This is a genomic window from Oribacterium sp. FC2011, assembly GCF_000701645.1.
In the GTDB taxonomy this organism is placed as follows: domain Bacteria; phylum Bacillota; class Clostridia; order Lachnospirales; family Lachnospiraceae; genus Oribacterium.
Window position 1 is genome coordinate 131,620 of record NZ_JNJM01000012.1, and the last position, 11,601, is coordinate 143,220.

Genomic DNA, 11,601 nt, shown 5'->3' on the forward strand with positions numbered 1-11,601 from the left:
CGAATTCTCGACCATGGAAAGTGACAGCTCATTGTCCGTATCTCTGATGTCGAATTTTTCTCCACCATAGGTAAAAGTGATTTCTGTGCTATCATCCTGCATGGAGTACTCCACTGCCACATGGATGTCCGGCTTAGGATACTTCGGAAGGAGTATCTGCTGCACCGTCTCCTCGATGGCGAGACGTATGCGGTTTTTCTCAGCGGACTTCACATCATTCTGAAGGAGATATCTGTCAAGCTCCGCTCCAAAGTTAATAAAATCATAATCCCTGCTGTCGATCACAGCCTCGAAAACCTTCAGTCTTCTGATAAATCTTCTGGTATTCTCCTTCTTCGGATGCTCGAAAATCTCCTCGGGAGTGCCTTCTTCGTAAATGCCCTCCCCGTCCATATAGAATACCCTGTTTGAAATTGCCCGTGCGAAATTCATTTCATGGGTAACTATCATCATGGTCTTTCCGCTCTTGGAGAGATCCCTGATAACCGCCTGCACCTCGGAAACCATGGTGGGATCCAGAGCACTTGTTGGCTCATCCAGCAAAATCACCTCGGGATCCATGCACAAAGTTCTGGCGATGGCAACTCTCTGCTTCTGTCCACCTGACAGCTCATCGGGGTAACTCAGGGCCTTATCCGCCATTCCCACACGACGGAGATATTCCATGCCCTTATCATAGGCCTCCTGCTTGCTCTTCCCAAGAAGATCCATGGGAGCAAGCATCAGATTCTCAATAACAGTGAGATGCCCAAACAGATTGAAGGACTGGAACACCATGCCCATTTTCATTCTGGCTTTTCTGATGTCATAGCCCCGTGCGGTAATTTCTTCACCGTCAAATATTATCTGACCACCGGTGGGCTTCTCCAGCATATTGAGGCATCGTATCAGGGTTGACTTTCCGGTACCGGAAGGCCCGATCACCGCGATAACGTCACCGTCATTTACATTGAAACTCACGTCTCTAAGCGGTGTCACCGAATCATATTTTTTAGTTAAGCTCTTTACCTCAATCATCAGTACGCACCCCCTTAAGTATGTCTTCTCTGTTACGGCGTTTCGGGTTAATGTTTATCTCTATCTTATCCACCAGGAATGTAAGCATAGCCCCAAGAATGAAATATATAACGGCCACCGCAATAAGCGGGAAAAATGCTTCATAAGTGCGGCCTCTTATTATGTCTCCCATCTTTGTCAGATCCTGAACCGCGATGTATCCGACAATGGCAGTTGACTTTACAAGAGCCACCACCTCGCCCTTATAGGTAGGCAGGAAGTGCGGTACCGCCTGAGGGAATATGATCCTGAAAAAGGATTTGATATCGCTGTAGCCTAAGGAAAGGGCAGCCTCTGTCTGGCCCTTGTCCACAGCCCCGACGCCCATTTTCAGCATTCCGAAAACCCCGGAGCCAAACACAAATGTAAAGGCTATTACCGCCACAACAGTACCGGTTATCTTCATTTTTGCGAAAATAATATAGTAAAGGATCATCAAAAGAACTACTACAGGCATTCCCTGTATGAGCCACACAAATACCCTTGCAAAGGCATTAGCCGCCTTGTTGCCATTTCTGGTCCCCATGAATATAAAAAATCCGAAAGCTGTTCCGAAGATGATTGAAAGAACCGTTATCACGATGGTTGTCATGATTCCGGAAAGGAAAAGCTCATAACGATTCTCTCTTATAAAGGTCTTTTCGAAGCTTGCTTTAATTCTGTCAACGAAAGATGTACCGGCTGCTTCATGGGTTGCGGTGCGCACAATAAAAACAAATGATGCAGGAGCATACTCCAGGAAATCCATTTTTTCCTTGCGCTCAGCCGTAGTAACTATCGAACCGCAGATGACATCCGCCTTTTCGGCTTCGAGGGATGAAAGCACGGCTGCAAAATCCATGGGGATAAAATTCACATGAACATCCAGTTCCTTCGCAATAAGGAGTATGGTTTCAATGTCAAAACCGAGACATTTGCCTCCCTCTCCCATGTAGCTCATAGGCTCCAGGGCATCACAGCAGGCTGCATTAACCGTGCCGTTACTGCCGGGCCAGTCCTGCTCCGGAATAGTTTTGATGCTGTCATCCGCTCCGGTCCACTTTTTCCAAAGAGCTTCCTTGGTTTCGGCGGGGATCCGGTCAAATGCCTCCTGCCATACATCACGCCTCTCGTCTCCCTTTTTAAACCCCAGTCCGAAAGCAGTATCACCAAGAGACTGAGGGAAAACACAGAGGTCCGGATCCTTATTGGCAGCAAGCTCCGCAACTGCATTGTTCATAAGTCCGGCATCTGTCTTTCCGGTCCTGATGGCAAGCATCATATCCGGCATGGTGGTGAAATAGGTGAACTCCTTGACATCTGATACCTTTGAAAGGATCATGTTCTCAAAGGGCGCTCCGGTGATCATGGAGATAGTTCTACCCTTAAGTTCATCAAAGGTTTTGAACTCCGGCTCCTTATCTCCGGAAGTGATCTTTTTCTCCTGATCGATGCCTCTGAGATCTGCGGCCGGAACTGTAAGTACTATCCCGTTTTCATATGTAGCATCACTGAAAAGTACCTCTTCCCGGCGTTCCGGAGTGACATTCATTCCTGTTGTAATATCGCCTCTTCCGGATTGAAGATCGGGAATACGGGCGGCAAAGCTCACATCCTGGATTTCAAGAGCATAGCCTTTATCCAAACAAAAATGCGCAAGAAGGTCTATATCATAACCCACATTTTTCCCGTCTTTTATATAGGACCAGGGCATATCTGTAGCGGTGGTTATCACTCTGATGGTTCCGTTTTTTCCGGTAAGGACTGACAAGTCAACAGTTTTCCTGTACTCATCAACACCCATCCAGATATCATCCATAAGCTGCAGGACGCCGTTGCTTCTTATCTCTCTAAGGTACTCATTGAACTCCTCACAAAGCTTTTCGCTTTCCGGATCGTCTTTTCTGAAGGCAAAACTTACATCCTGTTCCTTAATACTTTCATGAATATAGTCAATATCCGGATCTTCAAAATGCATGGTCTTTACATTCGGCTCATCCGCAAGAAACGCATCTATCTTACCTGAAAGAAGTGCTGCAGCGCAGTCCGGATAACTGTCGATATAAACATACTCACTGTCAGGAAAAAACTCTTTTGCCACGTCCTCCATCAGGGTTCCTGTGAGTACCCCGATCTTTTTTCCGTTATAATCGTGCCAATCCGCTGCAAATGAGCTTACTGTAAACACACATGTCAGCAGTAAAACAATTGTCATCAAAAAACGTATCGGATATTTCAAAATTTTCATCTCCTGGAAATTCTTGTAATAGTTATGGGATTTTCCGCCCTGTGCATGTGATAGCTTCCGCGTCTTTCAAGACCGGTTGACTGGATCTCCACCATCTCAAAGTTATAATCCGTAAGTCTTCTCTCAACCTCCAGAACCTCTGCAACCGATTCAAGGGTAACCGTATTTATGACAATGACTACATCCGGATTAACCCTGACAGCCCAGTCTATGATCTTCTGAAGATTTCCCTTGCTTCCGCCAATGAATACTCGGTCCGGAATAGGCAGCACTCCCTCATCCGCAACATTTTTTCTCTCTCCGGGCTTCTGCATCTCAAACTCTTCAAAGCATTCGGGAGCTTTGCCGCGGATCACGCGGATATTGTCCACCTTGAACTGATATCTGTTTCTTTCTATGGTATCGATGGCTTCCTGATTCATTTCAACCGCAATGACCTTTCCCTCAGGACACGCAAGCCCCGCCTCGATAGACATTGAACCGGAACCCGCACCGATATCGTAAATGATGCTGTCCTCTTTTATGGCCAGTCGGCAAAGGCTCAGAGCCCTTACATCACGTTTAGTGATAGGCACAGCTTCAGCTCTTTCAAAATGCTCGTCTCCGATGCCGTAGGAACGTACCGGGGTCTCTGCATTGTCATTTTCAAAAAGTGCGATGGCAAGGCGGTCGAACATCTTACCCTTCATGTCCCTGGGCTTTCCCACGGTAAAGCACTCGTCAGGATAGCTCAGCCTCTCTCCCACAATGATCTTCACAGAGCCGAAGCCAAACCGGGCAAGCTCCTGGGAAATCTTTGAAACCGTATCTTCGCTGCCCAGAAGTGCACACACATACTTGTTTTCACGGATCAGCGGAATCATGTCCTTATAGCGTCCGTGAAGACTTACCAGCTTAACATTGGCCATACTTACAGAGCGTTTACTAAGGAAATACTGGATGCTGGAAACTCCGGCATAGTTTCGGATCTCAAAGTTCTCGGCTCTGTCCTCATCCTCTGAGTCATCACCACCGTCAGGTCCCATATCTTGTTCCAATGCTTTCTTCAGTGGTATGGCACCGCTGTAAACGCTGGTATCTCCCGTAAATACGCAGGAGATCACTTTCTTCTCGGGATGACCTTTGATGTAAGCCACCATATCATCTGTTTTCACAGCCTCACAGATTTCTATATCCAGCTCAGGAACCGCGTCTTTTGCTGTCTTAAGGGCTCTCGCCGCACCCATCAGAACCTCAGACTCTTTTATTGCCTTAATTGCCTGAGTTGTCATCATCTCCGGACTTCCCGGACCAACACCGATCAAATTTATAATTCTCATAACATTCCTCCTTTTAAAATATCACTTAAAGACATTATACTATACCATTCCTCCTCATGGACATCCGATAAAACCGGACGGCCGATAACCAGAACCCTTACCCCCAACTCTATGGCAGCGTCGCACTTCTCGGGAAAACCTCCGATCTCTCCGGAATCCTTTGTGACAATGTATCCCGCGGAGGCATATCTCAACTGCGCAAGATTCATATCAACACCGAAGGGACCCTGCATGAGGATCAGCCTGTCTCTGCGAAACCCCAGCGCCATGCATTTTTCAAGAACCTCAGGAGTAGGTAATGCTCTCACATAGCAGTACTCCTCAAAATCCGGTATGGCAGTATATTCCTGAATTTCTTTTGAACCTGTAGTTATGAGTATATGCTTTCTTTTCTCCGGAAAATTTTCGAAAGTTGAGTTGAGCCATCGTACGGCGTTTTTTACATTTTCGAAATATATAAAGTCTGAGTTTTCTGTATCAGAGTCTGCCTCAGGACGAAGTATCCTCAGGCATCTGACTCCGGAAGCCCTGCAGGCTTTGTAGATATTTTCCGTAACTGCCGCAGCATACGGATGGGTTGCATCGATAACCAAAACAGCCTCAGCTCTATCTTCTGATATCTTCTCTAAAAAATCATCATTGATGGGATGTTTATCAATTACTGATTTGGACTCACCCATGGTTGAACTTCTAAAGAGACTATTCGCAGTTATAAAACGCTCCGCCATTTCCTCAGAGTTCAGCCTTCCAACATTTACAGCCAAATGCTTTTCCGTTGGAAGAAGTCCTGCTCCGTAGTCGGTAGCCACAAAGACTTCGGTCTCAAGAAAATCTTCTCGTCCATCAGCCTCTCTTTTTTTGTTTTCTGCCACAATATGCTCCGCAATTTTCCGTCCTTCGGTGGTTCCGCCAAATAAAAATATATGCATAAAACTCCTGCTGCTGATTAGCAGTCACAATTTCCCAACGTAAGCAATGTAATCATCCGTAAAAACACATGCCTACATGCCTTTTATCACCCTTTATACCCTCTCGGAGTAACCATTCTGGATCCATCCGGTGTTTCAACAATCTTCGTCTCCGAATTGCCTATGAAAACTGTAGTCAGCATATCAATTTCAGAATTTTCACCAAGCTTCTCAAGCTCATATAATAAAAAGATCCGGCTCTTACATCCATCCCTTCCGATGTTTCTGACATATCCGCAAACCCTGTCAGAAGGAATCTCTTTTCTGAGAATCTCACAGGCTCTCTTAAAAGTCTCCAGCCTCTTATGACTCACCGGATTATAAAGAACTATAACAAAATCACCCTCTGCTGCTGCACGGAGTCGTTTTTCTATTGTTTCCCAAGGGGTAAGTAAATCCGAAAGGCTGATCACACAAAAATCATGTCCGACAGGAGCTCCCAGAACTGCCCCTCCGCTGAGAACCGCAGAGAGTCCCGGCACAGTTTTCACCTGAACACCGCAGTAACATTCCTTCTCGGAAAGCTCATACAAAAGTCCTGCCATACCGTAAACCTCGGGGTCACCTGATGAGATAACGGCAACATTTTTTCCTGCTGTCGCAAGCTCCAGAGCTTTTTTGCATCGTTCCTCTTCTTCATGCATCCCGGAAACCACGAATTCTTTTTCAGGATACTGTTTACTTACTATATCTGCATAAGTCTTATAACCGACTATCACATCCACACCTGACAATACTTCCCTTGCTTCCAATGTCTCGTACTTTACATCTCCGGGCCCGAAGCCCACAGCATATACCGTTCCCATTTCACCCTCCGTGAACCAAATCATTCATATTATCTAATTTTATCCTAATCAAGCCCTCAAAAAAACCCCTTACCAAATTCCGCGTTACGGTCTTATCACAAAAAAAACTGCAAACCACCGGGATGATTTGCAGTCATTTTTATATTTTGTTTAACCCTTAAATTTTATTCCGTCAATGAAATCTTCGATGATATCATCTGTAGCCACCTGGATTTTTTCATCTTCGCTGTAAGTAGATGAGATCTTTAATACAAGGAGATCATCTCCTCTCGGAATGAAATAGTTCACATAAACCGAGTCACCTTCCTTGTAAGGTCCATTACTCATAAGTAATGTACATCCTTCGATATCCAGGAAGGTTACGTCATCTTTTCTCTCCAGCTCTGCATTTTCATCCGCAAGTCCTGCACGAAGCTCTGTGATGGCATTGTCGAGATCGTTACTCTCTGCCTTATATACAACAATCAGGAATTCGTTCCAGTTTTCGCTTTCGACATTGCAGAACATATCCGACTCACCGGTTTCATAAGAGCAGATCTCTCGCATATCAAACTTTGCGGTATAATCATAGCTTCCTTCATAATCAACAATCTGATCTTCATCCTTTGTCGGAGGTGCATTAAGAACCGGTACCGGTGCCCATCCGTATTCCTGATACTGGGTGATATACAATCCGTTAGTGTTGATATAGTTTGCCAATGCTTCTGCCAGATACTTGTCACGTTCATTTGAAGCTTCAAGATATGCATCCTTAAGACCTTCTTTACCGAAAAGCTCCTCCAAAGAAGCATCAAAACCGGCCCCATCCTCAAGAAAATCAAAATCGGTTACTAAGGAACCACCTTTAGTTGTATCAAGATGCGCAACGCCTCCGAAGGAACCTCCATTTACATTCAGAAGGGAAGTCTTAACAAGGTTGAAGCCTTCTATATAGAATTCTCCCCATAACTTCACGTCCTTTGGATCGCTGTCATCTGCCTTAAGAACGATAGGCACACACATTGTTAAATCCGGCGCCACATCCCCGAAGCTGTTTTCAATAAGGAAATGGCACACACCGTCTGCATAATCAGCCCAGTCCTCAGGACCGTTGTAATGATATTCCGGAAGAGGTAATGTTGGATAATCGGGCTCAGAAGCTGTTGTCTCCTCTTCTTTGGCAGCTTCAGTGGTTTCTGCAGAAGTCTCTTCAGTTTCTGCAGGAGCAGCTGTAGTGGATTCTTCCACTGCCGCTATGGTAGTCTCAGTATTATTTACATTTGCTGCCGGCTTCTGACATCCGACCATTCCAAAAGCAAAAACACAAAATGCCATTGCCAATGCTGCTTTCTTCTTCATAATACTTCTCCTCTCTTTTAATTCATTAATAATAGTTTATATATACTACACAGATACCGCAACTGCCAATGTCACACTTCCGTATATCTGCTTATGCACCAAAACCCTGTCCTGCCCGTTACGTGACGCGGCATAGGCAGCCGACCTTTCGCAGACATTGGACACCCCGGTGACACTTTCAACAAAAGCACTTGAGGCGAAATCTCCGTCCAGGGATTTAAGCTCTGCCGCTGTATATGTAACAAACGGAATCTCCCGCTTATAGCTGAAGGTCAGTATCCCCTGTTCGTTCTTTTTAAGGTCAATGCTTACCAGGGCATCAACTGCTTCTCCGGATATTCCGGCTGACTTCAGGCAGTTATCGTAGGCCTTTGCCACATCCTCCTCAGAAACACCTTTTCTGGCGCCGATTCCTACATATACACGCTTTGCGATAAGCTTAAGGCCGATGGCATTAAATGGTCTCACCACGGGATCTGCCTTCTCCAGGAGTTTACTCTGATAGCTTATGATGATATCTGCCCTGTCAATGTCATTCAGGCCCACCGGCTCATATTCTCCGATACCGGGTCTCATATTAAGGTGTTCCATGCCAATGTCACTGTATATACGCAGCTTTTCGCCTCTCAGCACCTTAGCCGAAACTTCTTTTGCTGCTCCGAAATCAGTGATGATAAGTCCATTCTCCTTTGCAAAAACATCAACAGAAAAGGCACCTTCCAGATCTGACGCAGTGGTTATCACCGGCTGAGCCTTTATGAGTTCTGAAACAAAAGACGTAAGCTCATTGGCGCCCCCCAGATGACCGCTGAGAAGGGATATGACGAAATGCCCGGCTTCATCTATAACAATTACTGCCGGATCCTCCGACTTGTGAGATAAGAAAGGGGCTATTGCACGAACCGCAATTCCTGTGGAGCCGATGAAGATGATGGCATCTGTCTTTTCTTCAAACCATTCTTCCGTTATTTCCTTCAGAGCCCTTGTGTCAGAAATGTCCGGCAAGGCTTTAGTCTTTGCATGAAGACCTATATCCATCTTCTCAGTTTTCTCAGCTATCCATATTTCTGTGCTTCTGAGAAGTCCCCGCCCCTCTTTCTCTGCTCTCCAGGTCCCGGTTCTTCTGAAAAGTCCCTGTCCTTCCTTCTCCGCTTCCATCCAGCGGTTCTTTAACTCCTCTGAAAGCCTGTATCCTTTTTCAGTAAATGCTATTACCTGAACCTTCACTTATCCTCCTTCCGGATTCTCTCCCATTTGGAAAGATTTCCGAATATACGATCCCATTTATAAATTCATCAACTAAATAAAGTATCTTTCAGTCAGAAGAAGCCTTCCCTCTGTAACATGTAACAAATTCACGGTCATATAATTTTGAGTACTCATAGACCGTTTTATCATCAATTGCCCGTCCTACTATTATCAGAGCCTGTTTCATATTTCCGTCGGCTCTTCTTGCTTCTTCTCTCTGAAATGCCTCCGGAATTTTGTCCAAAGTTGTCCAAACCACCTCTTCATCCGGCCAGGTAGCCCTGAATACCACAGCTGAAGGAGTATCCTCAGGATAACCTCCGGCTATCAGCTCCTTCCAGACCTTTTCTGAAAGTGTGGCTGATAAAAATATTACCATGGTGGACTGATGCGCCGCCAGAGCACTAAGCTTCTCCTTCTCAGGAACCGGGGTTCTTCCCTCAGCTCTTGTTATGATAACTGTCTGTGTTACTCCCGGAAGTGTATACTCTTTTCTGATTGCTGCTGCCGCTCCTGAAAAAGAACTGACTCCGGGACAGATATCATAATCTATTCCATTTTCCTTAAGCCAGTCCATCTGCTCCCGGATGGCACCGTACAGAGACGGGTCTCCGGTATGGAGTCTCACCACATTCTTTCCGGACTTTTCAGCTTCCTCAAAAACCTTCAGCACCTCCTGAAGATTCATATCCTTGGAATCGTAGATCTCTGCATCACTTTTGCAAGCCCTAAGGAGCTCAGCATTAACCAGAGATCCCGCATATATCACGATATCCGCTTCTTTAATAAGCTTTAATCCTTTTACAGTGATAAGTTCCGGATCCCCCGGACCCGCACCAACAAAATGAACCATTTATTTTCTCTTGTCTCCTTAAAATACTGCCTCTGTGATATAAAAAACCCATTATCCGGGTTAATGCCTTTTGCACAGCACTTCTTTACTCCTCTGTTAAAGCTGCATTTTGAAATATCAATATCCGGCAAACAGATATATATGTAATTGGCTCACTAAATGTAACAGTTCAGCCGGTGGACCATGGGGACGGGGTTAGTGGTCCACCGGCTGAACTGTTACCACTAAAATTTAAACTCATCCATCAGCTTATCCGCATCTCCGGCTTTTCCGACCATCCCAAAACGCTCTGAATAGACTATTACACCGAACCTCATCCGACCCTTTATCCGCTGCTCCATATGAAATTCAATCTCCTTCATAATGGATTCCATAACAGCCTCTCTATGCCCCATGTCATCAAGAAGTGTAAGCATTTCCTCCGTGGTAGGTGCTTCCTTCATAGCCCTCACCTGAGATGCATTTCCTCCGCAAAGCGCCAGATGTGCCGCAAATATCTCCCACCTTCCGTCCGCTACCTTACTGTAGGTATTCATGATCCCTGCAGCAAGCTTACAAAGCTTTCCGATGTTTCCCACCAGCAAAAACTCCAGGCACCCATAGGAAACCGCAAGGTCTATGGCATCTCCTATATAATTTGAAACCGTAACAACCCGCTCTGTATTAAGCCCAAGCTTTTCAACATAACGCTGCCCGTAATTTCCCGGAACCGCGATGATACTTAACGCTCCATCATTAATCTCTGCAGGAACCCCGGTCATATGATCATTTTTAATCAAATCTGTTTCCATATCAGTTGTATCAACTTTTGATAACTGACAGTTTTCCTTACACTGACAATACAGCTTCTGCCGTATTTCCGTCTCAATTGTGGCAACTATCGAAGCTTCCGACATAGGCTCAACTATCCCTGTGGTTCCCAGTATAGATATGCCCCCCTCTATTCCAAGCCTCGGGTTAAATGTTTTCTTCGCAAGCTCCTCCCCCTCCGGGACGGAAACCGTAATGAGGAAACATGATTTTTCAGTTTCACTACTTTTTCCTTCTAAATCATCAAACTCCCTATTGTTATCCTCTGTAGATTTAAACTTCATGTTTGATCTACAGATATCCTTAGGGAATTCTGCATCTTCCTCGTACATTTCCAGCACATCCATAGCTGCCCGGAATATCATCTCTCTCGGTACAGGATTAATGGCACTCTGCCCCACTTCCTGCTGAAGCCCCGGCTTCGTGACAGTCCCCACACCCTTACCACCAGTGAGAAACAGCCTATCACTCTCCTCGCATCTAAAGGCGTTTTCCGTAACTTCTTCATGACTTACAACCCGAACCTCAGCATGCACCTCAGTCCCATTAGTCACATCCGGATCATCCCCCGCATCCTTGATGGTATAAAACTCCGCACTTTCCGCCTTGCGTCCTCCCACAGAACCCTGTAAATACTCCTTAGAATCAGAAACTCTGCAGACCTCCATCGTCACCCTCTCCCCTCCGGGAAGTACAACACTGACCTCCTCCGGAACGTTACCGATCAAAACCCTCTCCATCGCAGCCCTCGCACACGCCGCCGCACAAGTCCCAGTAGTCAATCCACGTCTTAGTTTTTTCTGATTTTTGCAAATATATTCATTCATATAAATCGATACTCTTCAGTACTTCATCGTAAACAATAGTATACAAAACTTAATAATCCGGAAATGAGTCAATGTTAAGTCCGATTCTACATGACCCATATCACCAAAACACAAGATATGAGTCAATGCCAAGTCTGATTCTACATGAC

General features: G+C 45.5%; 8 protein-coding genes and 1 pseudogene. All 9 read right to left on the minus strand.

Going from position 1 to position 11,601, the window contains the following annotated elements:
* Positions 1 to 300 precede the first annotated feature (300 nt).
* Positions 301 to 1,017: pseudogene (locus T357_RS0111290) on the minus strand (amino acid ABC transporter ATP-binding protein); the annotation flags it as partial.
* Positions 1,010 to 3,274 carry an ABC transporter permease subunit gene (locus tag T357_RS0111295; RefSeq protein WP_197027338.1) on the minus strand — a complete coding sequence of 755 codons (2,265 nt, stop codon included), beginning with the start codon at positions 3,272 to 3,274 and terminating at the stop codon, positions 1,010 to 1,012. The pseudogene T357_RS0111290 and the gene T357_RS0111295, both read right to left, overlap by 8 nt.
* A gap of 5 nt (positions 3,275 to 3,279) precedes the next feature.
* Entirely contained in the window at positions 3,280 to 4,602 is a 1,323-nt protein-coding gene (cbiT, locus tag T357_RS0111300; RefSeq protein WP_031552523.1) for a precorrin-6Y C5,15-methyltransferase (decarboxylating) subunit CbiT, read from the minus strand.
* Entirely contained in the window at positions 4,599 to 5,531 is a 933-nt protein-coding gene (gene cobK / locus T357_RS19270) for a precorrin-6A reductase (protein ID WP_044916786.1), read from the minus strand. Before cobK ends, cbiT begins: the two co-directional genes overlap by 4 nt.
* Before the next feature lie 86 nt (positions 5,532 to 5,617).
* Entirely contained in the window at positions 5,618 to 6,376 is a 759-nt protein-coding gene (gene cobJ, locus T357_RS0111310; RefSeq protein WP_031552530.1) for a precorrin-3B C(17)-methyltransferase, read from the minus strand.
* Between the two features lie 150 nt (positions 6,377 to 6,526).
* Positions 6,527 to 7,714, minus strand: coding sequence for a hypothetical protein (locus T357_RS0111315; RefSeq protein ID WP_031552533.1), 1,188 nt, complete (start codon positions 7,712 to 7,714; stop codon positions 6,527 to 6,529).
* Positions 7,715 to 7,759: 45 nt separating this feature from the next.
* Positions 7,760 to 8,941 (minus strand): cobalt-precorrin 5A hydrolase, encoded by a 1,182-nt coding sequence (locus tag T357_RS0111320; RefSeq protein WP_044916787.1) that lies wholly within the window; start codon positions 8,939 to 8,941, stop codon positions 7,760 to 7,762.
* A gap of 88 nt (positions 8,942 to 9,029) precedes the next feature.
* Positions 9,030 to 9,815 (minus strand): precorrin-4 C(11)-methyltransferase, encoded by a 786-nt coding sequence (gene cobM, locus T357_RS0111325; RefSeq protein WP_031552538.1) that lies wholly within the window; start codon positions 9,813 to 9,815, stop codon positions 9,030 to 9,032.
* 224 nt (positions 9,816 to 10,039) lie between these two features.
* A complete protein-coding gene (locus T357_RS19275; protein WP_081828142.1) occupies positions 10,040 to 11,452 on the minus strand; it encodes a cobalt-precorrin-5B (C(1))-methyltransferase in 1,413 nt (470 codons plus the stop codon).
* Positions 11,453 to 11,601 lie beyond the last annotated feature (149 nt).

Bases quoted from the DNA above. Each gene is read 5' to 3' on its own strand.
- cbiT (WP_031552523.1), bottom strand. From the start codon at position 4,602: ATGAGAATTATAAATTTGATCGGTGTTGGTCCGGGAAGTCCGGAGATG.
- cobK (WP_044916786.1), bottom strand. From the start codon at position 5,531: ATGCATATATTTTTATTTGGCGGAACCACCGAAGGACGGAAAATTGCG.
- cobJ (WP_031552530.1), bottom strand. From the start codon at position 6,376: ATGGGAACGGTATATGCTGTGGGCTTCGGGCCCGGAGATGTAAAGTAC.
- T357_RS0111315 (WP_031552533.1), bottom strand. From the start codon at position 7,714: ATGAAGAAGAAAGCAGCATTGGCAATGGCATTTTGTGTTTTTGCTTTT.
- cobM (WP_031552538.1), bottom strand. From the start codon at position 9,815: ATGGTTCATTTTGTTGGTGCGGGTCCGGGGGATCCGGAACTTATCACT.
- T357_RS19275 (WP_081828142.1), bottom strand. From the start codon at position 11,452: ATGAATGAATATATTTGCAAAAATCAGAAAAAACTAAGACGTGGATTG.